Source organism: Thalassospira profundimaris (assembly GCF_003326675.1).
Classification (GTDB): domain Bacteria; phylum Pseudomonadota; class Alphaproteobacteria; order Rhodospirillales; family Thalassospiraceae; genus Thalassospira; species Thalassospira aquimaris.
In genome coordinates this window covers 52,351-73,871 of the sequence record NZ_JPWF01000010.1, presented here as the reverse complement: position 1 = coordinate 73,871, position 21,521 = coordinate 52,351, and the positions used below count along the sequence as shown (strand labels likewise).

General features: G+C 54.0%; 18 protein-coding genes. 9 read left to right on the top strand and 9 right to left on the bottom strand.

What is annotated here, in order from left to right; all coding sequences use genetic code 11:
• The first annotated feature begins 3 nt into the window (after positions 1–3).
• From phnC to glpD, 4 genes are read left to right on the top strand one after another with little or no spacing between them, the layout of a single operon-like run.
• Entirely contained in the window at positions 4–801 is a 798-nt protein-coding gene (gene phnC, locus TH19_RS15155) for a phosphonate ABC transporter ATP-binding protein (protein WP_114103196.1), read from the top strand.
• On the top strand, positions 798–1,604 hold the full coding sequence (gene phnE, locus TH19_RS15150) for a phosphonate ABC transporter, permease protein PhnE (protein ID WP_114103195.1): 807 nt from the start codon (positions 798–800) through the stop codon (positions 1,602–1,604). The genes phnC and phnE (TH19_RS15150) overlap by 4 nt, the downstream gene beginning before the upstream one ends.
• Positions 1,598–2,422, top strand: coding sequence for a phosphonate ABC transporter, permease protein PhnE (gene phnE, locus TH19_RS15145; RefSeq protein WP_114103194.1), 825 nt, complete (start codon positions 1,598–1,600; stop codon positions 2,420–2,422). Before phnE (TH19_RS15150) ends, phnE (TH19_RS15145) begins: the two co-directional genes overlap by 7 nt.
• A 1-nt stretch (position 2,423) precedes the next feature.
• Positions 2,424–3,944: a glycerol-3-phosphate dehydrogenase gene (gene glpD, locus TH19_RS15140; RefSeq protein WP_114103193.1), complete on the top strand. Its 1,521-nt coding sequence runs from the start codon at positions 2,424–2,426 to the stop codon at positions 3,942–3,944.
• Positions 3,945–3,953: 9 nt separating this feature from the next.
• Here the strand turns inward: glpD and TH19_RS15135 are convergent, their stop codons facing one another.
• From TH19_RS15135 to TH19_RS15125, 3 genes are all read right to left on the bottom strand, one after another.
• A complete protein-coding gene (locus TH19_RS15135; protein WP_114103192.1) occupies positions 3,954–4,256 on the bottom strand; it encodes a chorismate mutase in 303 nt (100 codons plus the stop codon).
• Between the two features lie 83 nt (positions 4,257–4,339).
• Entirely contained in the window at positions 4,340–5,710 is a 1,371-nt protein-coding gene (locus tag TH19_RS15130) for a glutamate--cysteine ligase (protein WP_114103191.1), read from the bottom strand.
• A gap of 11 nt (positions 5,711–5,721) precedes the next feature.
• Positions 5,722–6,522: a 16S rRNA (uracil(1498)-N(3))-methyltransferase gene (locus tag TH19_RS15125; protein WP_114103190.1), complete on the bottom strand. Its 801-nt coding sequence runs from the start codon at positions 6,520–6,522 to the stop codon at positions 5,722–5,724.
• A 59-nt stretch (positions 6,523–6,581) separates the two neighbouring features.
• Here TH19_RS15125 and ubiA point away from each other — a divergent pair, with 59 nt between their 5' ends.
• Both ubiA and TH19_RS15115 read left to right on the top strand, forming a co-directional pair.
• Positions 6,582–7,535, top strand: coding sequence for a 4-hydroxybenzoate octaprenyltransferase (ubiA, locus tag TH19_RS15120; RefSeq protein ID WP_114103189.1), 954 nt, complete (start codon positions 6,582–6,584; stop codon positions 7,533–7,535).
• A 96-nt stretch (positions 7,536–7,631) separates the two neighbouring features.
• A complete protein-coding gene (locus TH19_RS15115; RefSeq protein ID WP_114103188.1) occupies positions 7,632–8,348 on the top strand; it encodes a class I SAM-dependent methyltransferase in 717 nt (238 codons plus the stop codon).
• A gap of 6 nt (positions 8,349–8,354) precedes the next feature.
• On the opposite strand, the gene TH19_RS15110 is transcribed toward TH19_RS15115, so the two are convergent.
• The 3 genes from TH19_RS15110 to TH19_RS15100 form a co-directional block, all read right to left on the bottom strand.
• Positions 8,355–10,052: a methyl-accepting chemotaxis protein gene (locus TH19_RS15110; protein ID WP_114103187.1), complete on the bottom strand. Its 1,698-nt coding sequence runs from the start codon at positions 10,050–10,052 to the stop codon at positions 8,355–8,357.
• A gap of 313 nt (positions 10,053–10,365) precedes the next feature.
• Positions 10,366–11,115, bottom strand: a complete 750-nt coding sequence (locus TH19_RS15105; RefSeq protein WP_114103186.1) for a hypothetical protein — start codon at positions 11,113–11,115, stop codon at positions 10,366–10,368.
• A 30-nt stretch (positions 11,116–11,145) separates the two neighbouring features.
• Positions 11,146–11,502: a DUF4170 domain-containing protein gene (locus TH19_RS15100; RefSeq protein ID WP_114103307.1), complete on the bottom strand. Its 357-nt coding sequence runs from the start codon at positions 11,500–11,502 to the stop codon at positions 11,146–11,148.
• A 269-nt stretch (positions 11,503–11,771) separates the two neighbouring features.
• Here TH19_RS15100 and TH19_RS15095 point away from each other — a divergent pair, with 269 nt between their 5' ends.
• Positions 11,772–13,298: a UbiD family decarboxylase gene (locus tag TH19_RS15095; RefSeq protein ID WP_114103306.1), complete on the top strand. Its 1,527-nt coding sequence runs from the start codon at positions 11,772–11,774 to the stop codon at positions 13,296–13,298.
• Positions 13,299–13,347: 49 nt separating this feature from the next.
• Here the strand turns inward: TH19_RS15095 and TH19_RS15090 are convergent, their stop codons facing one another.
• The gene (locus TH19_RS15090; protein ID WP_258547981.1) at positions 13,348–13,935 is read right to left on the bottom strand and encodes a hypothetical protein; all 588 of its coding nucleotides are present in this window, start codon (positions 13,933–13,935) and stop codon (positions 13,348–13,350) included.
• A 244-nt stretch (positions 13,936–14,179) separates the two neighbouring features.
• On the opposite strand from TH19_RS15090, the gene TH19_RS15085 reads away from it, so the two are divergent.
• Complete coding sequence (locus tag TH19_RS15085; RefSeq protein WP_114103184.1) at positions 14,180–15,529, top strand: TldD/PmbA family protein; 1,350 nt, start codon at positions 14,180–14,182, stop codon at positions 15,527–15,529.
• A gap of 85 nt (positions 15,530–15,614) precedes the next feature.
• Here the strand turns inward: TH19_RS15085 and TH19_RS15080 are convergent, their stop codons facing one another.
• A complete protein-coding gene (locus tag TH19_RS15080) occupies positions 15,615–17,678 on the bottom strand; it encodes a HAMP domain-containing methyl-accepting chemotaxis protein (RefSeq protein WP_114103183.1) in 2,064 nt (687 codons plus the stop codon).
• A 227-nt stretch (positions 17,679–17,905) separates the two neighbouring features.
• On the bottom strand, positions 17,906–18,331 hold the full coding sequence (locus TH19_RS15075) for an Lrp/AsnC family transcriptional regulator (protein ID WP_114103182.1): 426 nt from the start codon (positions 18,329–18,331) through the stop codon (positions 17,906–17,908).
• 144 nt (positions 18,332–18,475) lie between these two features.
• Here TH19_RS15075 and TH19_RS15070 point away from each other — a divergent pair, with 144 nt between their 5' ends.
• Positions 18,476–21,502: an aminotransferase class III-fold pyridoxal phosphate-dependent enzyme gene (locus TH19_RS15070; protein WP_114103181.1), complete on the top strand. Its 3,027-nt coding sequence runs from the start codon at positions 18,476–18,478 to the stop codon at positions 21,500–21,502.
• The last annotated feature ends 19 nt before the right edge of the window (positions 21,503–21,521 follow it).

Below are 21,521 nucleotides of genomic sequence, written 5' to 3'. Positions count from 1 at the left end.
GCAATGCTGCGTATTAAAGAACTTGTAAAACGCTATGGCGATGAAAAGGCAGTGTTGAAGAACCTGAACCTTGAAGTGCCGGGCGAAAGTGTTGTTTCGATCATTGGCGCATCCGGTGCAGGTAAAAGTACCCTTCTGCGCTGTATCAACCGCCTTGTTGAACCGTCATCGGGCTCCATCGAGCTTAACGGCACCGAACTGACCAAACTTGAAGGCAAGGCGCTGCGTCTGGCGCGCCGCCGTATCGGCATGGTGTTTCAGGGTTTCAACCTGATCAACCGCCTGACGGTTATGGAAAACGTGCAGTCCGGTCGTCTCGGATATCTTCCGGCATGGCGCGCTGTGACCCGCAAATACCCGCAGGAAGACATTGACCGCGCCTTCCACCTGATGGAACGCGTTGGGATCGCCCATTATGCCGACAAACGCGCAGACGAGCTTTCCGGTGGTGAACGCCAACGTGTTGGTGTTGTCCGCGCCCTGATGCAGGAACCTGAAATCCTGCTGGCCGACGAACCGACCGCGTCGCTTGATCCGAAAACGTCGCGCCAGATCATGGAACTGCTGCGTGCGCTTGCATCCGAGCTGCACCTGCCGGTTCTGATCAACATTCACAACGTCAACGAAGCCAAGGAATATACCCAGCGTATCGTTGGCATGCGCTTTGGCCGCATCATTTTCGACGGCGAACCGACCGACCTGAACAATGATGCCATGGACGAAATCTATGCCGGTGTTCCCGCCGAGGAACGCGGTGGTGTCGAAAGCAACACCCACCTGCGCGAGGTAGCATCACGATGAGCAGCTCCGTTCAAACAACGGGCCGCACATGGAAGAAGCCACCCTTTATTGCCAACCCTGTGTTGCGCTGGGGACTTCTGGTTGCTGTTGTGGCCTATGTCTGGTGGGCTGTTGCCAGCCTTCCGTTCGACTGGGATCGTATTCAGGACGGCGTTCCGCGCGCCATCCGTATTTTCAAGGGCGCTTTCCCGCCAAGCTTCATCCGCGGCGAATTGCTGTTTGACGGCTTTATGGAAAGCATCAAGATCGCCATTGTCTCGACCCTTCTGGGTCTTGCATTAAGCGTTCCGATTGCTTTTGCATCCGCCTCAAACATTGCCCCGAAATGGCTTTATACCATTGGCCGTGGTGTGATCATTGTTGCCCGTTCTTTCCATCCGGTCATCGTTGCCATCCTGTTTGTCAAAGCCGTCGGCTTTGGCCCGCTTGCCGGTATTCTGACCCTGACGATCTATTCCATCGGGTTCGTTGCCAAAATGCTGGCCGAACGGATCGAGGAAATTGACTGGGGCCAGGTCGAAGCCATCCGGGCGGCTGGCGGTGCGACATTTGTCACCCTGCTTTATGCCGTGATCCCGCAAATCATGCCGCGCCAGATCGGTCTTTCGATCTATCAGCTTGATAGCAACCTGCGTGCCTCGGCGATTGTCGGGATTGTCGGTGCTGGTGGCATCGGATCGACGCTTCTGAACGCTTTCGGGCGTTATGACTATGACTTTGCGCTGGCCATCACCCTTTGCATCATCGGTGTGATCCTAGTCAGCGAGGCCATCAGCGGCCGGATCAGGAGGAACCTATGGTAGCCACCACTCAACCTACCGGACCGGACGCAATCGCCCATCGCGAATGGTCGCGCTATACGCCCAGGGAACGCTGGCGTCGCTATGGCCTTATGGCACTGGTCGCCCTTGCTGTTGTCTGGTCGCTTTCGACCATCAACATCATCTGGCCGTGGCTTTGGGATGCGCCCCAGCAAATGGGTGATCTTTTTGCCCGTATGTTCCCGCCATCACTTGAAGGCTGGAAAGACATTGCCTGGACGCTGCTTGAAACCGTCAATATCGCAACGATTGCGACATTCTTTGCCGTGTTCCTATCTTTGCCGATTGCCCTGATTGCGGCCCAGAACACCACGCCGAACCGCTTTACCCTGTGGCTTGGCCGGTTCATTCTGGTGTCGTCGCGCTCGGTTAACACCATCATCTGGGCGCTGCTGTTTGTGGCCGTGTTCGGACCGGGTGTTCTTGCCGGTATTCTGGCGATCATTTTCCGTTCGATCGGCTTCCTTGGCAAATTGCTGGGTGAAGCAATCGAGGAAATCGACCGCGCCCCGATCGAGGCACTGGAATCTGTTGGCGCATCGCGCTTCAAGATTCTGGTCTATGGGGTGATCCCGCAAGTCATGCCGACCTTCTTTGCCGTTTCCATTCTGCGCTGGGACATCAACCTGCGTGAAAGTACGGTTCTGGGTCTGGTCGGTGCAGGCGGTATCGGCATCATCCTTCAGGGTGCGATTGATACCTTTGCCTGGCCAACCGTTGCCACCATCCTTTTGGCAATCATCGGTCTGGTGATTATTGGCGAAGCCATCTCAGCTTACCTGCGTAAAAAGGTGATCTGACGTGAACAGCACATACGACCTTCTGGTCGTAGGCGGCGGCATCAATGGTACAGGTATTGCACGTGATGCCGCCGGTCGCGGACTTTCTGTTCTTCTGGTCGAACAGCGCGACCTTGCCTCGGCCACCTCTTCCTCCTCGACCAAACTGATCCATGGCGGCCTGCGATATCTTGAACATTACGAGTTCCGCCTTGTGCGCGAAGCTCTTCAGGAACGCGAAGTTCTTTTGGCTGCTGCCCCGCACATCATCTGGCCTTTGACATTCGTGCTGCCCCATCACAAGGGATTGCGCCCGCAATGGATGCTGCGTGCCGGACTGTTTCTGTATGACCATCTGGCAAAGCGCAAACGCCTGCCGGGGTCAAAGGCATTGAACCTTCCGGGTTCGCCCGAAGGCAATCCGTTAAAACCGCAATTCACCCGCGCCTTTTCCTATTCGGATTGCTGGGTTGATGATGCCCGTCTTGTTGTCCTGAATGCGCAGGACGCACAGGCACGCGGTGCAGAAATCCGCACGCGCACCCGATGCGCCAACCTTGTGCGCAAGGACGATCACTGGGACGCGGAACTGATCCAAGCTGACGGTTCATCACGCACAGTCAAGGCCCGCGCCGTCGTTAATGCGGCTGGACCATGGGTTACCAAGATGGTTGAAAATGCCGGTCTTGGTGACAAGGCCGCCGGTCTTCGACTGGTCAAGGGCAGCCACATCATTGTGCCGCGCATCCACGACCATGATCATTGCTATATCTTCCAGAATGATGATGGCCGCATTGCCTTTGCCATTCCCTATCAGGGAAAATACAGCCTGATCGGCACGACCGATGTTCCCTATGACGGGGACCCGGCAAAGGTCAGAATCAGCGATCAGGAAGTCGATTACCTGCTTGATCTGGTCAACGGGTATCTGGCCAAACCGCTGACACGCGACGATGTGGTCTGGGATTATTCCGGTGTCCGCCCGCTTTATGACGACAAGAACGCCAATGCGTCGGCCGTCACACGCGATTATGTGTTTGATCTTGATACCGGCACCACCGGCAACGCCCCGGCGATCCTGTCAATCTATGGCGGCAAGATCACGACCTATCGCCGCCTTGCCGAACATGCCATGCAGAAACTATCCCCGGTTCTGGGCAATTCCGCCCCGGACTGGACCGCAAAGGCAACCTTGCCCGGTGGCGACATGGCTGATGGCGATTTCGAACGGTTTATCGGCGAGCTTCGCAGCCGGTTTGACTGGGTTCCCACAATATTGCTTGAGCGTCTTGCGCGCTGTTATGGCACCGCAAGCCTGACAATCTTGGACAATGCCAAATCAGTCGCAGAACTGGGGCAGGAAGTCGCCCCGAACCTCTATGAAGCGGAATTGCAATATCTGGTCACCCATGAATGGGCCTGTGATGCAGACGACGTTCTGTGGCGCAGAACCAAACTTGGCCTTGGCATGGCGCAAGACCAGATTGACGCCGTCCATCAGTGGTTTTTCAACCAAGCCCGACTTGGTCAGGCAGCGCAGTAAGTTCCGGTCTTACTTGCGTAACCCGTCCCATTTTACGAACTCGTGGGCGATGAAGTCTTCCATCATCGCCCGCCACATACGTTCCGCCATATCCTTGTCAAAGCCATCAATATCACATTGGGCTTTGACCTTGGCGATCACGTCCTCGATGCGGTCCTCGTCTCGGACCGCATCACGGGACGGTTTGATCCGGGCAGCCTGTTCGATGTAATTGAGCCTTTCAGCCATCAAGGTCACGAGAAGTCGGTCAATCCGGTCAACATTGGCGCGAACTTCGGTCATGTTTTCACAATGATTGGCTTTGATGCTCATATTCGAGAACCTCCTTTTATTCGAATTCACAAACAAAAAAGGGCAGTGTCACCACCGCCCTTTTCTCTGATTTCAGATACGCCTTAATAGGCATATTCCTTGAAGACCGGATCAACCGAACCGTTCCATTCGGTTTCATATTTATCAAGGAACTCCTCGGCCAGCGTACGACCGCTTTCGGCGACGTCATCGAGGCTTTCAAGGAAGTGGGTTTCATCATCGCCGTAGCCGTCCATGCGACCACGTGCCTGAAGACCCTGACGGGACACGGCAAGAACGTCCTTGGCCAGATCCTGAACCGTGCCATTTTTGAATTTGGTGGCAAGGGCAGTACGCGGAACATCATTGCGAAGGGCTTCGCGTTCCTCTACCGACAGGTCCTTGACCAGATCCCAGGCCGCATCAAGGGCGGCATCATCATACAGAAGGCCAACCCACAGAGCCGGCAAAGCGCAGATGCGTTTCCACGGACCACCATCGGCCCCGCGCATTTCCAGGAATTTCTTAAGACGCACTTCCGGGAAGGCGGTTGTCATGTGATCGGACCAGTCATTCATGGTCGGGCGTTCGCCGGGCAACACATCAAGCTTGCCATCCATGAAATCGCGGAACGACTTGCCCGCCGCATTGATGTATTTGCCATCGCGATAGACAAAATACATCGGCACATCAAGCATATAGTCGACATAGCGTTCAAAGCCGAAACCGTCTTCGAACACAAACGGCAACATGCCGCAACGATCCGGGTCGGTATCGGTCCAGACATTGGATCGGGACGACAGGAAGCCACTTGGCTTGCCATCCACAAACGGCGATGCCGCAAAGAGCGCGGTTGCAACCGGCTGAAGTGCCAGCGACGTTCTGAATTTCTTGACCATATCGGCCTCGGAACTGAAATCCAGATTGACCTGAATGGTCGAAGTCCGAAGCATCATATCAAGGCCAAGCTTACCGACCTTGGGCATATATTCGCGCATGATCCCGTAACGCCCCTTGGGCATCCAAGGGGTGTCTTCGCGCGACCATTTCGGCTGATGACCGACACCCAGCATATCAATGCCAAGATCACCGCAGATTTCACGCAATTCATGAAGATGGGTATGCACTTCACCACAGGTCTGGTGAATGTTTTTAAGCGGGGCACCCGACAATTCGATCTGACCGCCCGGTTCGAGCGACACAGAACATTTGTCCTTGGTCAGGGCGATGACATTGCCGTTCTCGATGATCGGCTCCCAGTCATAGCGTTCGGCAAGGGCATTAAGCAGGGTTTTAACACCCCGTTCCCCTTCATAAGGGATCGGGCGAAGGTCATCGCGGGTAAAGGCGAATTTTTCGTGTTCGGTGCCGATGGCCCAGTCACTTTTCGGTTTAGAACCGGACTCAAACCATTCGACAAGCTGACGCCGGTTTTCAATAACCGGGCTGTCACCAGTGGAGGCGCTGACAGTCATAAGGGCGTTCCCTAATCTCTCGCAACTGGTCGGTGGGACCAATCGCCGATGCGATCCTGATATACCGTTAATGCAGCAATTGCCGCTGTCTCGGCGCGCAGGATGCGGGGGCCAAGACTGACAGGCGTTGCAAAAGGCTGTTTGCGGATACGTTCAAGTTCGTCGGCGCTAAAGCCGCCTTCAGGTCCAATCACGAGTGCATGGTTAACAACATTGATATTGTCGATAACCGAGCCAGCGCCCTTTGCCAATAGCTGACTTGTCACTTCACCAATTGGTGACCCCGATCCCGTTTCGTCACAAAACAGCAGATGGTGATTTTCCGCGCCATTTGCGACCCAGTCCAGTAGGCGCACCGGCTCTGCAACATCGGGCACAGTAAGGCGTTCGCACTGTTCGGCGGCCTCGATAACCTGTGCCTGTAAACGATCAAGACGCACCTTGTCGGTGATGCCATGCTGGGTGATCACGGGCTGAAGTTTTCCAACGCCAAGTTCGACCGCCTTTTCAATCAGGAAATCAAGACGTTGTTTTTTGATCGGCGCAAAAACCAGAGTCGGTCCGGCCTCGTTCCCCTGTTCACGCAAAAGCGTTTCGGCGGTAATGCGGCCCTTCTTTTTCCGAAGTTCGCTGATCGTTCCTAGCCATTCGCCATCACGCCCGTTAAAAACCTTTACCGGCGTTCCGGGCTTGAGGCGCATCACATGTTCAAGGTAATGAGACTGTTCTGGTGCAAGTTCGATCTCGCAACCGGCCGTGATAGGATCATGGACGAAAAGGCGCTGACGGGCGCGGGTGGCATCTGCGGTCATGTAGGTCCCCAAAGCCGTTTGACGGCACTTGAAAAAGTTTTTTGTTAGATAGGCCAATTATGACACAGGTCAACCAACCAATACAGAATACCAAAAACGACATGCCGGCAGATGGCTGGATTGACCGCTTTATGCCCGCACCTGTTCGTCCGTATTTGAAGTTGCTGCGTCTTGATCGTCCTATTGGCACTTGGCTTTTATTGCTGCCTTGCTGGTGGTCAACCGCAATGGCCGGTGGCATCACTGATGGCATTACCGCCAAACAGATCGTGATCATGATGACCCTGTTCGGGGTCGGGGCACTGATCATGCGCGGTGCAGGTTGCGTGATCAATGATCTGGCTGATCGCAATTTCGATGGCAAGGTCGAACGCACCATCACCCGACCATTGCCAAGTGGTCAGGTCAAGGTTTGGCAGGCCCTGCTGTTTCTTGGTTTCATGATGCTGTTGGGCCTGGTCATTCTGGTGCAGTTCCGTATCGAAGCCATCATTGTCGGCATATGTTCGATCCCGATCATCGTCATTTATCCCTTCATGAAGCGGTATACCTATTGGCCCCAATCCGTCCTTGGTCTTGCCTTTAACTGGGGCGCACTGGTTGGCTGGGCCGCGGTTACCGGATCGGTTGAACCTGCCGCCATTGCCATGTATGCGGCAGGCTTTTTCTGGACGCTTGGCTATGACACCATCTATGCCCATCAGGACAAGGACGATGATGCCAAGATCGGTCTTAAATCCCTTGCCCTGCGCCTTGGCGATGCCACCCCGAAATGGGCCATGGGATTTTATACCCTGACCACGCTTTTACTGGGCATCTCGGGAATGCTGGCCAATCTTCACTGGTCCTATTTCGTGTTGCTGGGCCTTGCGGGCATTCATCTTGGCTGGCAGGTCGCAACGGTTAAGCTTGATGATGCCGCCAATTGCCTTAAACGGTTCAAGTCAAACCGTGATTACGGGTTGCTGGTGCTTGGCGCGATTATCCTGTCCCATCTGATTGCCGCCGCCTGAAACACGGCATCCTGACGGGGGCGATCAGATCACGCTTGCACTTGGGGGTAAAAGCCGATACGCCCCGCAGACCGTCACTGCCAGAGCAACCAGACCATGACCGATAACATCTTTGCCGACGCCTTGGTTCCAGAAGTCGACGATCCGCAATTTGCCGATCTGATCGAGACTTTTACCGTGCCGGCACGCGTGCCCTTGGCCCCGGAAATCGAGATGTATCTGGCGACCCATATCACCCCGCTTTGGCAGGCAACCGAGGACATCCTTGGTATTCTGGATATCCCGCCGCCCTATTGGGCCTTTGCCTGGCCGGGCGGTCAGGCGATTACGCGTTATATTCTGGATCACCCGGAACTGGTGCGTGGCAAGCGGGTTCTTGATTTTGCCTGTGGTGGTGGGATGCAGGCGATTGCCTGTGTGATGGCCGATGCCGCCGAGATACTTGCCAATGACATTGATCCGGTTGCAATTACCGCAACGCGCCTGAATGCCAAACATAACGGCGTTGAATTTCCGACCACGACGGAAAACTTTGTCGGAACGTCGGCGCCTGAAAAACGCTGGGACGTTATTTTTGCCGGTGATGTCTGCTATCAACAGGACATGGCCAACGCGGTATTGCAGTGGTTGATGAGCGAGGCCCGTCTTGGCACCCGTGTGATCCTTGCCGATCCGGGCCGGACCTATGCCCCGACGCACAACATTGACGAACTTGAAACCTATGACGTTCCGGTCGATGTCGCGGTCGAGGACGCCGAAACCAAATTCACCCGGATATGGCAATTGCTGCCAGACCGGGAGAATATCGGCTAGGTCGCACTAGCTGGCGATGCTTCTGACACATTCATTCAGTTCAGAAATGCCATTGAAAACGAACTGAATATTCTTCGAGATGTCTTGTGTGACACTGGTCTGCTCTTCGACGGCAGAGGCAATTGAATCGACATAGCCGCTAACCGACTCTGCCGATGTCGAAATACCCGCTGTGGATGCGACCACCCGTTTGGTGATGTTCATCATCGCACCGATCTGGGTTTCGATTTCATCGGTTGCGCGGGCGGTCTGATTGGCAAGGTTTTTCACCTCGCCCGCCACGACAGCGAAACCTTTGCCAGCTTCACCGGCGCGGGCGGCCTCGATTGTCGCATTCAGGGCAAGCAGGTTAACCTGTTCTGCCAGATCACGAATGATCTGAACGACACCCGCCATGGACTCCGATGTTGTTTCAAGATCAGCACGGACTTCATTGGCTTCGTCGGTTTTCGAAACAATGTCATTCATCGCGATTTGCGAACGATGCATGCTTTCACTGATTTCCTGAATGGCAGCCAACATTTCCTCGGACGCGCTTGCAACAGCTTCGGCGCTTGTGCTGGAGTTCTCGGCGAGTTGTTTTGCCTTGCGGCGGGCCATGATCTGTCTGGTAATGTCGGTTGCGTATTTCACCACCTTGATCGGGCGCCCGTTCATATCGACCACCGGGTTATAGCTGGCCTGTATCCAGACTTCCCTCCCCCCTTTACCAATCCGGCGGAACTCTGCGACTTTGTGTTCGCCTCGACGCAGGGCCTCCCAGAACGCTTCGTATTCCGGGCTTTGGGCCTCTGCCGGGTCAATGAAGATGCTGTGATGCTTGCCAACCACTTCCTCAAAGCTATAACCCATTGCGTTCAGGAAATTGGGGTTTGCATTTCGAATGGTCCCGTCCATTTCAAACGAAATCACGGCTTGGGATTTGTGGATTGCCTCGATCTGTCCGGCGAAATTCGCGGCCTGCAATTTCTGTGCGGTAATATCGGTGGCGTATTTCACCACTTTGAATGGTCGGCCGGACATGTCCATGATCGGGTTGTAGCTGGCCTGTATCCAGACTTCCTTCCCACCTTTGCCAAATCGCTGGTACTCGGCGGCAAGATGTTTACCCGCCGCAAGTTGCTTCCAGAATTCCTTGTATTCTTTGCTGTTGGCGTAATCTTCGGCAACAAAGATGCGGTGATGCTTGCCCTGAATTTCCGAAAGCTGATACCCCATCGTCGCAAGGAAATTGTCATTGGCATCAAGGATATTACCGTCAAGATCAAACGCGATAACCGCTTGCGCCTTGCTTATGGCGTCAATTTGTCCTGCATAATCGGCGGCCTGTAATTTGCGTGCGGTGATATCGGTCGCAATTTTGAAGACCTTGTAGGGCTTTCCGCTGCTGTTTCGCACCGAATTATAGGTGGCCTGTATCCAGATTTCCTTGCCACCTTTGCCAAATCTTTGAAACTCGGCGGTAAAGGATTCCCCGGCCCGCAGCCGTTCCCAAAAGGCTTTGTATTCGGAACCACCGGCAAATGCCGGATCAACAAACATGCTATGATGCTTGCCACGTATTTCAGAAAGCTCATAGCCCATCAATGTCAGAAAATTGCTATTCGCATCAATAATCTTGCCGTCGAGCGAAAACTCAATCGTTCCCAATGATTGCTTGATCGCCTTGACGATATGGCTGTCATCTGAACCCGAGCCAAACATACTTCCTCTCCCTTGGTCGTGATGCATAAACACACACGAATTTCTGATGCATGCGCCATACGACGCCGGCATTCCCCCGAAATATTCCCCAAGATTTGGCGCCTGTGTTGCAGATCAGGCACCTTTGAAGTTGTCATCAAGCCGGTTGATCCCATACAAACCAGCCTGACGCGCCATTCTTTGGACGGCTTTAAGCTTTGGAATAAATATATGATTTTCCAATGCTTATTGACTATCTAGACACAATTTCAAGTGTCAGAACATCATGCATAAGTATATATGGGGTTAGCGTGCAGGGATTACAGGGGCATCGTTACCTTGTAACGATGCATCCGTTAACAGCGTTCCGAAAATCCTGATCATCAATCAGTCGCAGCACAAATTCCGGTCGCAGAACCTGTCCTTTAGCACGCGCGATATGGGCCATAATGTCCCATTGGCTTAAGGCCTGATAGCGCCGGTTTTCAGCACGGATAGCCGACAGGGCAAAGGTATTTTCCCGTCCGAACAGATAACCCGAAGAGGACTGATACAGTCCAACATTGTCAACCACATGACCGCAATCAAGTTCAATATCACGGCCATGCAATCCGACATACTGATACTGGACCGGCACAGATTCAGTGACATGCATATGCGCAAGTTGCCCGGCATCCAGCCAGGTTACAGCAATACGAACACGCGTCCCGGGCGACGGTGCCAATGTTGCCGGTACAGCACCATATCCACTGATATGTGTTGAATAGACAATGTCATGATGCATCATCCAGCCAAGCGTCACCGGAATTGTATCTGAAATATTCTGATGGCTGAATTTGCGGGTAAGCTGAACCGGCGCACGGTTGGAGCCAACCGCCAGAACCGGCACACGACCGATCGTCTGTGACAGCACCTCGTCGGTGCCCAAAGATTTGATCTGCCCCGCCGAAAACAAAAAGTCCTGATCGGGTGCGTCATAAGGATACAAAAACGCGCGCAGGAGTTCCTGCCAGGAGTTCCTGCGCGCGCGGATGTCGTTCGATTTGGTCGCGTAAAACCCGGTCGGAAATGACCTGCGCGTCATCAATCGAAAACATGGATTGATCGATCCGGCCTAGCCTTCAACAACGCGATAGCGGAAGTTGCAGTCATCAACATGCTGCCAGGCCAGTTTCGACCATGCCTTTTCCGCGTCACCAAAGGTCGCGAAAGGACCATGGCGTTCTTCGGAACCATTGACCGGCTTTTCGAAATCGGTGGTTTCGTACTCGCCGCCAACGACCCAGTATTCTTCAAGGCGTTCGATGCGATAACGCGAATTCGCGTCGTCAACCGACTGCCAGGCCATTTTGGACCATTCCTGTTCCGCGTCTTCGAAGCTGCCAAACGGACCAACTTTGGTTTCTTCGCCAATCGGCTGATCAAAACCGGTATCCTGATAGGTGCCCCCGATAACCCAATATTTGGCCATCTGTGCGTCCTTCATGTTTTAGTGAGTTGCCATGTCGCGTGTTGTGGGCCACGCGTCTCAAATCTAGCCTATGTATAACCAAATGATGCGCCGACCAAAACCGCAAAATTATGCAACGCAGCATCCCGGTTTCATTTGGGGAGGACAATGTGAACTTGCAAACACCCGTTTTGCCAAATGCCTGCCGCCTTTAACAGCAAGGTTGTCGCAAGGCCCGCCACGGCGTATGTAGACAATCAGGTTTCAATGCTTTGCTGATGACAGGTGCCATGCCCTATCAATCCCTTCGTGATTTCATGGATGCGCTGGAAAAGACCGGCCGTCTCGTCCGTGTTACCGAACCGGTATCCCCCAATCTTGAAATGACCGAAATCCAGACCCGCCTTCTGGCCGAAGGCGGCCCGGCGGTTCTGTTTGAAAATGTTGTCGGGGATGACGGCAAAAAATATGACATGCCGGTTCTGGTCAATCTGTTTGGCACGGTGGACCGGGTTGCCGCGGGCATGAACCGCAAGCCCGAAGAACTGCGCGAAGTGGGCGAGACGCTTGCGTTTCTTAAACAGCCTGAACCACCGGCAAGCATCCGCGAAGCGTTTTCGATGCTGCCATTGGCCAAAACCGTCATGGCGATGAAACCCAAAACGGTTTCCAAGGCGCCTTGTCAGGAAGTGGTTCTTCAGGGCGATGACATTGATCTGTCAAAAATCCCGGTTCAGTCCTGCTGGCCGGGGGAACCCGCCCCGCTGATCACCTGGCCGCTGGTCGTGACACAGGGCCCGACAGCCGGTGAAAAAGGCGGCGACAAGCGCGATGTCTTTAATCTTGGCATTTACCGCATGCAGGTGCTTGGCAAGAACAAGGCGATCATGCGCTGGCTGAAACATCGTGGCGGGGCGCAGCATCATGCGCGCTGGAAAAAGGAAAAGCGTGAACCGCTTCCGGCGGCGATTGTTCTTGGTGCCGATCCGGGCACGATCCTTGCCGCTGTTACCCCGGTGCCCGATACCCTTTCGGAATATCAGTTTGCCGGGCTTTTGCGCGGTGAAAAGGTCGAGCTGGTCGATTGCAAAACCGTCCCGCTCAAGGTTCCCGCAACCGCCGAAATCGTACTTGAAGGCTATGTCTCGCTTGACGAATATGCGCCCGAAGGGCCGTATGGCGACCATACCGGATATTATAACTCGGTCGAAGATTTCCCGGTCTTTACCATCACCGCAATTACTATGCGCAAGGACCCGATTTATCTGTCGACCTTTACCGGTCGTCCGCCAGACGAACCGTCGGTTCTGGGCGAGGCACTGAACGATGTCTTCGTACCGCTGCTGCAACAACAATTCCCCGAAATCGTTGATTTCTGGCTGCCGCCGGAAGGATGCAGCTATCGTATCGCGGTGGTGTCGATGAAAAAGGCCTATGCCGGTCATGCCAAGCGCGTGATGATGGGCGTGTGGTCGTTCCTGCGGCAGTTCATGTATACGAAATTCGTCATCGTGGTCGATGACGACATTGATGTCCGCGACTGGAAGGATGTCATGTGGGCGATTTCGACCCGGATGGACCCGGTACGTGATATCACCACCGTGACCGACACCCCGATTGACTATCTTGATTTCGCATCACCGGTTTCCGGTCTTGGCGGCAAGCTCGGCCTTGATGCCACCAACAAATTCCCGGGCGAAACCAACCGCGAATGGGGTGAGAAAATCTATATGGACGATGACATCATCGACCGTGTTGATCAGAAATGGGAACGCTATGGCCTGCCGGGATCAGGCAAGAAAATCTGGCGGGATTAGTTGACAAAGGCGGGTTTCAAACCCGCCTTTTCTTTTCAAAAACTCACGATCAGTTTCGGAAGAAGAACCAGTGATCGCCATTCTCCGCCGGTTTCCCGGAATAGAAGAATTGCGGCGCGTCACACATGAAATCATCAACCCGGATCGCGAAATTGCACATATCCTTTGATCCGATTACTTCTTCCATGAACTCGGCACTGTTTTCCTGCCAGCTTATGACTGGCGGGGCGGTTTCATCATAGATGCAAAGCGCAAACTGCTCGGACTGCTCGAACGGCAGGTAGTGAATTTCGCTTTGCGCTTTGGCCCCGTGATTGGTGACAAATAGCAGGGCAAATCGCGGGCCTTCGGGACTATCAAGGTCCACCCATCCGGCAATCCGGTCGACCACATCATCACAGGTAAAATCACCCGTCAGCATCTGGTGACGATAATTCCGGGCATATTGTCCGCCCTGAATGCGCATTTCGCTATAAAGCTGTGCGCTTGAAACCGGATCAGTCTTGCCATTGGCGTTCAATTCCCAAACACCGTCTTGATCCGGGCCATTCGATGGCTCCGGCTCATCGGCAAATGCCGGATGACCAAGACCCAACAACACTGTACCGGCAATGATACCGCCTAGAATTTTGCGCATCCGCATCCTGTCCCGTATATCTGGCAGAAGCCCGCCAGTTCTTGTCTGTTTTCGGAACTATAGCAGATAAGCCGATAAAATCAGCACTCCCATCCCCTTGCCCGACCGATGGTTTCACGCCACCTTTGGGAACAGGACCAAGGACGCCGGCATTCCAGATCATCAAACCGTTTCTGTTCTTTGCGAATACGTCCCCGCCGCCTATAACTAGCCGATAGATACATTCCGAAATAAGGGAGCTTCCATGCCCAAGACCGACATGACACTTGATCGTATCAATGATCTGCTGGCGCGCGCCAAGAAAGCCGGTGCCGATGACGCAGATGCCGTCTATGTCGAAGGAACATCTCTTTCGGTTTCCCAGCGTCTTGGCAAAATGGAAAAGCTTGAACGATCCGAAGGGGCCGATCTTGGCCTGCGCGTTCTGATCGGCAAGCAACAGGCTGTTGTATCGTCATCCGATACCAGTGATGCGGCACTAAATGAACTGGTCGAACGTGCGGTTGCGATGGCAAAAAACGCGCCCGAAGACCCTTATTGCGGGATCGCCGATCCGTCCGAACTTGCCGAAACCTTTAACGTCGAAGCCCTTGAGCTGTGCGAACCGGGCGAGGTTGACCAGGCCAAGCTGATCGAATGGGCAACCGCCTGCGAAGAAGCCGCCCGTTCGGTCGACGGCATCACCAACTCCGAAGGGGCCGATGCCGGTTGGGGCCGCCATCAGATCACCCTTGCCGCAACCAACGGATTTTCCAATTCCTATGCCGGATCAGGAAGCCACATTTCGGTTTCGGTTCTGGCAGGAACCGGCACAGCAATGGAACGCGATTACGATTATGACAGCGCGGTATTTTCGACCGACCTGCGCGATCCGACTGATATCGGTCTGAAAGCCGCGCAAAAAACATTGCGCCGCCTGAACCCGCGCAAAGTCAAAAGCACGCAGGTTCCGGTCATTTATGACCCGCGTGTTTCGTCCTCCATCGTCGGGCATCTGTCGGGTGCAATCAACGGATCGGGCATCGCGCGTGGCACCAGCTTCCTGCTCGATGCCATGGATAAGGAAATTTTTGCCCCGCATATCAACATCGTTGATGATCCGCACCGGGTGCGTGGCCTGCGGTCCAAGCCGTTTGATGCCGAAGGTGTCGCCAACGAAAAGCGTTATCTGATCGAAAATGGTGTCCTGAAAACCTGGATCATGGATTTGCGTTCGGCCCGTCAGCTGGGCCTGAAATCGACCGGCCATGCATCACGCGGTGCCGGAAGCCTGCCCGGCCCGTCGACCACCAACCTTTACATGGAAGCAGGCACCATTTCGCCCGAAGACATGATCAAGGATATCAAGTCCGGCCTTTATATCACCGACATGATCGGCAGCAGCATCAACGGCGTCACCGGCGACTATTCTCGTGGCGCGTCGGGCTTCTGGATTGAGGATGGCGAGCTGGCCTATCCGGTATCGGAAATTACCGTGGCCGGGAACCTTAAGGACATGTTCAAAACCGTGGTTCCGGCAAATGACCTGACCTTCAAATACGGCACCAATGCCCCAACATTGCGCATTGATGGCCTGACCCTTGCCGGTCAGTAATTGATCCTGGATTATCTGCTAAAACAAAAACGCCCGGCTTCATGTGAACCGGGCGTTTTTCGATTTGGCGGACCAACCCCTGCGGTCAAGCCGCACGGATGGTCGTCACGAAATTATCAGTCGCCCCTTTGAGCGTCGTGAAGTTTTCCGAAAGCATGCTTACCGCGCGCAAAACATCACCCGACGCGGTTCCAGCCTCGTTCACAGCCGTGCTGACAGTCGCAATATTCGAGCTGACAACGGTTGTGCCGGTTGCTGCCTGCTCGACATTAAAGGCGATTTCGCGGGTTGCAGCAGTTTGTTCCTCGATCGCCGAGGAGATCGTTGCAATGATCGCATCCATCTCGCTTACGGTTTTGCCAACCGCTTCGACCTTGCTGACGGCACTGCCTGTCCGGCTCTGAAGGTTATCGACATAGCGGGTTATTTCCTCGGTCGCCTTGCTGGTCTGATCCGAAAGGTTTTTGACCTCGTTCGCGACCACGGCAAATCCACGACCGGCTTCCCCCGCGCGCGCCGCCTCAATCGTCGCATTGAGCGCCAGCATGTTGGTTTGATTGGCGATATCGGAAATCAGTTTAAGAACATTGGAGATATTTTCGGATGCCTCAACCAGTTCTTTAAGGTCGTGGCGCGTCTGATTGACCTGTCCGACGGCGTTGCGTGCGACTTCGGATGAATGAACAACCTGCCGATTGATTTCCTCGATCGAGGCATTGAGTTCTTCGGTTGCCGACGCAACAGAATGCACATTGCCGCTTGCCTGTTCGGTCGCGGATGCTACTGCCACCGTTTGCTCGGACGCGGAACTTGCAAGACGCGACATGCTATCGGCTGTTGCCTGCAATTCCACCGCCGCCGCGGCAACCGTTTCAATGATCTGGCCAACGTCGGAGTTAAACGTATCAGCCGTGCGGTTCATGAACATGCGCTGGGCTTCTTTGGCACGTTTTTCATCTTCGATGGCCTTGGCTTCAAGCTCGTCATTGCGGATGGCATTTTCCTTAAACACCTGAACCGCACCCGCCATTTGCCCGATTTCATCGCGGCGCCCCTGCCATTTCACGTCAACGCCAAGATCATGGTCGGCCAACCGGCGCATAATCGCGGTAATGGCGATGATCGGCTTGGACAGGCGATCCCCGATCAACATGGCAATCGCAATGCCCAGCCCGATCCCAATAAGGGACGCAATCAGGATTTCGGTTTCAGCTTGTCCGATCTGATGAATGACGCGCTCAAAGATCGAATGTTCCGCTTTGGCGAATTCTGTCATCAGAGTTTCAGCTTCGGACAACAGAATGTCTGACGACTTCTGCATGCCACCGTTGACCGTTTCAATGATCACCAGTTCATTTGATCTAATTTTGTCGAACGCCTCGCGGTAATCATCAAACAGGTCCATTACTTCGGCCAGCGTGTCTTTGTATTCTGTCCCAAGGGCCGACTGGTCCATCTGAACAAGCCCTGCCTTAAGCAAACCAAACTCGCTAGCTGCCTTTTCTCCAAAACTGTCATCCTGACGACCAATCAGGATATTTGCGTAAAGCCTTGCCAAAAGCGCGTGTTCACGCGCTGCCGCCGCCTGCTTCAAGGTTTCCATATCCTGACTGCCATCCGCACGCGCAATCAATTCGTCCAGATCGGAAACAACCTTGATCCCGTCCGGTTCAAGGCGATCAAGGATCAGGGCATGATATTCGTCACTCAGGCTGCGAACCTTTGAGAAATCGGCCATGTAATGGTCAAGCGCCCCGGAAATCTTGCCGATGCGTGCGCGATGGTCGTCGGATTGAAAACGCTGCAGGGCCGTATCAAGAATGGGACGGATTTCATCGGCAATTGCAAAGACCTGCTCTGCATCATGGGGGTTTGCGGTGTTGGCGAATTCACGTGCGTGACTTTTAAAGCGCAAGAACCGGGTTTCGATCTGTGCAACCAGTGCGGCCTCTTCAACCCGCAAGGCATAATCATCAACGTCAGATGCGACTTGGGTAAAACTGTAATAGGCAAAGGCCAATGCGGACACCAAGACGATCAGGACCGCCGAAAATCCCGAAAGGATTTTGGTCTTAACCCCCAAATTCGCAAGAAACCCGCTGCCTTGTTCTGAAGAACTGCCCGACACCATCATACCCTCCGTGTTCATGGCCCATCGCCACGTCCTCTTTGTTCACAAGGTATCTTTTCATGAGAAACGCGTTCATCCCCATATGAGGAGTTCACGCACGGTGCATGCGTTTTTCACAATGTTCTCATAAAATTAAAGGTTGGAGGCCGATTGCCAATTACAAGTCGACGGACATCAATGATCTGCTCCCCTATTCTTACGAGGGTTACACATCCTGATCCCTGATCAGAAGCCGTTTGGCGATGTCAGATTTCCTGTTTCAGCACAATAGAAGTGCGAACTTCCGCGCAGGCCGGCAACACAGCCAACGCGTCACGCAACTCGTTTAACCGTTCACTGTTATTCACGCGAACATCGACGATCAGATCAGGATCGCCCGCAAGGGAAAAGCATCCGCGTACTTCGGAATAGCCCGACAAATGACGGATAACTTCAAGGGCAGGCGTATGCTTCAGGCGCACAAACAGAAATGCCGAAAGCCCGACCTCTGAACCGGGGTTGATCTTGACCTCATAGCCGGAAATTACCCGATCTGTTTCAAGCTTTTCCAACCGATATCGGATGGTTGATCGGGCCAACCCGGTTTTGGCGGCAATGCCCTTGAGGCTTTCACGGCCATTGGCACGTAATACCTGCAAAATCTTTTGGTCGGTCTCATCAAGATGACGCATTTGGCCCCCGGCATGAACAGGCCGCCAGCTTACCACGATTGGCTGTTAAAACAATATTTTGGCCATAATGGCGAAAGAATTGGCCAAATAGCGAAACTAAACTGATGCCGATCTTTGAACAACCAGCCATCAGGGTGCCTGAAAATGTCCCGTTCCGAAATCCGCATTCATTCCGTCGAAGAAGTCCGCGACTTATTCGGGAAGCACTACAATCTTTCGGCCTGGGCCACCCGCCTGCCCGGCGAACGCGACCAGAATTTCCATATGATGTGCGAGAATGGCGAACAGTACATTTTCAAGATTTACGCGCCGGAAACCGATCCAAAGTGGCTTGAGGCGCAGGACCGCGTCCTAGAACACATCGCAAATGCCGGTGGTTTCCCGGTGCCAAAACTTCTTTTATCCGCATCGGGTGCAGGCACAACCGTCATCAAAGAAACTGACGGAACCACGCGTTTTCTGCGTGCCCTGAACTGGATTGATGGCAAGGTCTGGGCCAAGGCGCGCGAAAACCATGATATCGATTTCGCACAGATTGGCACCCTGCTTGGACAGCTTGATATCTGCATGAAGGATTTTGACCACCCGGCGGCCCATCGAACATTCCTTTGGGATATCGCCCAAACGTCAAAGCACCGTGAATTTGTGGGCTTGATCAAGGATGATACCGTTCGCGCACAGGTCACAGATATCCTAGACCGGTTTGATTCCGACATTGCAAGCAAACTTGCCAAAACGCCGCGTCAGGTCATTCATAATGACGCCAATGACTACAATCTGCTGGTTGATGACACCCAGACCATCAATGGTCTGATCGACTTTGGCGACTTCATTGCCACCCACCGGATTTGCAATCTGGCCGTCGCCCTTGCCTATGCCATGATGGATCAGGATGATCCGATGGCGCGTGCGATTGAAATCGTCACGGCCTATCATCGGGTCAATCCGCTTGGCGAAGATGAAATTGCCATCCTTTATGATCTTGTGGCCTGTCGCCTTGCACAAAGTGCCTGCATGGCGGCCCAGCAACATGCCAAAGAACCCGATAATGAATATCTGCTGATCAGCCAGGCTGGCGTCACGGACCTGTTGGCAAAGATGGCAAAGCTGAACCCGGCCATTGCCCATTATCGTTTCCGCGATGCCTGTGGCTGGGAACCTTGCCCCGGATCGCGCAAAGTTGTGAACTGGTTGACCGTCAATGCCGATCAAATCGGACCGGTTATTCCGCAATCCATGGATGCATCCAACCTGCATATTGTGGATCTGAACGGATTGTCCCTTGATCAGAACGGCAAACTGCGCCCGGCCAATATTGTTACCGATGCCATTTTCAAGGCCATGGACGATGCAAAGGCCGAAGTCGGCGTTGGCAAATATCTTGAAAACCGCAAGGTCTATCAGGGGCCGTTCTTTGAAACCGCAACCAAGGGCGAATGGCGCAGTTTGCATCTTGGAATTGATCTGTTTGTGCCCGATCAAACGCCGCTTTTTGCCCCCCTTGATGGTGTTGTTGTTGTTTCAAACGACAATGCGCGTGATTTCGACTATGGCCCGATCATTATTCTGGAACACGCGACGCCAGATGGTCTGCGCTTCTTTACCAAATACGGCCATCTCAGCCGCACGTCATTGCCGGTATCACCGGTTGGCAGAACCGTGAAGAAGGGCGATCTGATCGGCTATGTCGGGCCGTATCCGGAGAACGGCAACTGGGCACCGCACTTGCATTTCCAGATCATGATCGATCTGGTCGGCATGGGTGCCGACATTTGCGGGGTCGCTGCCCCCAGCGAAGCCAATGTCTGGAGCAGCATCTGCCCCAACCCCAATCTGATGCTGGGCATGGCCATTAACTGCCAGGATATCGTTGAACGGGCACCTGCCAAAATCACCGCCGAGCGCACCCGCCATCTTGGCCCGAACTTGAGTGTTTCCTATAAAAAACCGCTCAAGATGGTGCGTGGCGAAGGTCAGTATCTTTATACCGACACCGGCGAAAAGTACCTCGATATGGTCAATAATGTTTGCCATATCGGCCATTCGCATCCCCGCGTGGTGGCGGCCGCGGCAAAGCAGGCGGCAGCGCTTAATACCAACACCCGTTACCTGCATGACAATATCGTCAATTATGCAAATGAACTGGTGGCAACTTTCCCCGATCCACTGTCGGTTTGCTTCTTTGTCAATTCCGGCAGCGAAGCCAACGATCTCGCCCTTCGACTGGCACAGGCCTATAGCGGCCGCCGAGAAATGCTGATCGTTGATCACGCCTATCACGGCAACCTGACATCCTTGATCGACCTCAGCCCCTATAAGTTCAATCGCAAGGGCGGAAAGGGCTGCCCGGATCACGTAAAAATCTGCCCGATGCCCGACGGGTTCCGTGGTCCGATTTCAAGCGATGATCCTGAATGCGGCAGAAAATATGCCGATCTGGCAATTGAACAGCTTCGCGCATTCGAGGCCGAAGGTCGCCCGCCGGCAGCATTCATTGCGGAATCCGTTCTGGGATGCGGTGGTCAGATTGTCTTGCCCAACGGTTACCTGAAGCATGTCTACAAGGCCGTTCGCGCATCGGGTGGCCTGTGCATCGCCGATGAAGTTCAGGTCGGCTTTGGCCGGGTTGGCAGCTATATGTGGGGCTTTGAACTGCAAGGCGTTGTGCCCGATATCGTTACGCTGGGCAAACCGATTGGCAACGGCCACCCATTGGGCGCGGTGATCACCACCCGCGAAGTCGCCAATGCGTTCCATACCGGCATGGAATATTTCAACACCTTTGGCGGCAACCCGGTATCCTGCGCCATTGGGCGCGAAGTACTGCATGTCATCCGTGATGAACGTCTTCAGGCCAATGCCCGCATTGTTGGTGATTTCATGATGGAACAGTTGCGCCTGATGGCACCGAGGTTCGACCTGATTGGTGAAGTCCGCGGTGTTGGCCTGTTTATCGGCATTGAACTGATCGAAGATCACCAGACACTTGAACCAGCCACCATCAAGGCAGGTCAGGTCATCAATCTGATGAAGGATCGCAACATCCTGCTATCAACGGACGGGCCGCTTGATAACGTAATCAAGATCAAACCGCCGATCACCTTTGACATGGCTGACGCCAAAACATTCCTCGATTGCTTTGCACAATGTATGGAAATCGTTTCGGCTTGATCAGATAGCTGCTTTGCCC

Excerpts from the sequence above, each read along its gene's own strand:
- TH19_RS15095 (WP_114103306.1), top strand. The coding sequence starts at position 11,772 with ATGCCCTATCAATCCCTTCGTGATTTCATGGATGCGCTGGAAAAGACC.
- TH19_RS15115 (WP_114103188.1), top strand. The coding sequence starts at position 7,632 with ATGACCGATAACATCTTTGCCGACGCCTTGGTTCCAGAAGTCGACGAT.
- TH19_RS15110 (WP_114103187.1), bottom strand. The coding sequence starts at position 10,052 with ATGTTTGGCTCGGGTTCAGATGACAGCCATATCGTCAAGGCGATCAAG.
- phnE (WP_114103195.1), top strand. The coding sequence starts at position 798 with ATGAGCAGCTCCGTTCAAACAACGGGCCGCACATGGAAGAAGCCACCC.
- TH19_RS15105 (WP_114103186.1), bottom strand. The coding sequence starts at position 11,115 with ATGACGCGCAGGTCATTTCCGACCGGGTTTTACGCGACCAAATCGAAC.
- ubiA (WP_114103189.1), top strand. The coding sequence starts at position 6,582 with ATGACACAGGTCAACCAACCAATACAGAATACCAAAAACGACATGCCG.
- TH19_RS15125 (WP_114103190.1), bottom strand. The coding sequence starts at position 6,522 with ATGACCGCAGATGCCACCCGCGCCCGTCAGCGCCTTTTCGTCCATGAT.
- TH19_RS15080 (WP_114103183.1), bottom strand. The coding sequence starts at position 17,678 with ATGAACACGGAGGGTATGATGGTGTCGGGCAGTTCTTCAGAACAAGGC.
- TH19_RS15090 (WP_258547981.1), bottom strand. The coding sequence starts at position 13,935 with ATGCGCAAAATTCTAGGCGGTATCATTGCCGGTACAGTGTTGTTGGGT.
- TH19_RS15130 (WP_114103191.1), bottom strand. The coding sequence starts at position 5,710 with ATGACTGTCAGCGCCTCCACTGGTGACAGCCCGGTTATTGAAAACCGG.
- TH19_RS15085 (WP_114103184.1), top strand. The coding sequence starts at position 14,180 with ATGCCCAAGACCGACATGACACTTGATCGTATCAATGATCTGCTGGCG.
- TH19_RS15075 (WP_114103182.1), bottom strand. The coding sequence starts at position 18,331 with ATGCGTCATCTTGATGAGACCGACCAAAAGATTTTGCAGGTATTACGT.
- TH19_RS15100 (WP_114103307.1), bottom strand. The coding sequence starts at position 11,502 with ATGGCCAAATATTGGGTTATCGGGGGCACCTATCAGGATACCGGTTTT.
- phnE (WP_114103194.1), top strand. The coding sequence starts at position 1,598 with ATGGTAGCCACCACTCAACCTACCGGACCGGACGCAATCGCCCATCGC.
- TH19_RS15135 (WP_114103192.1), bottom strand. The coding sequence starts at position 4,256 with ATGAGCATCAAAGCCAATCATTGTGAAAACATGACCGAAGTTCGCGCC.
- phnC (WP_114103196.1), top strand. The coding sequence starts at position 4 with ATGCTGCGTATTAAAGAACTTGTAAAACGCTATGGCGATGAAAAGGCA.
- TH19_RS15070 (WP_114103181.1), top strand. The coding sequence starts at position 18,476 with ATGTCCCGTTCCGAAATCCGCATTCATTCCGTCGAAGAAGTCCGCGAC.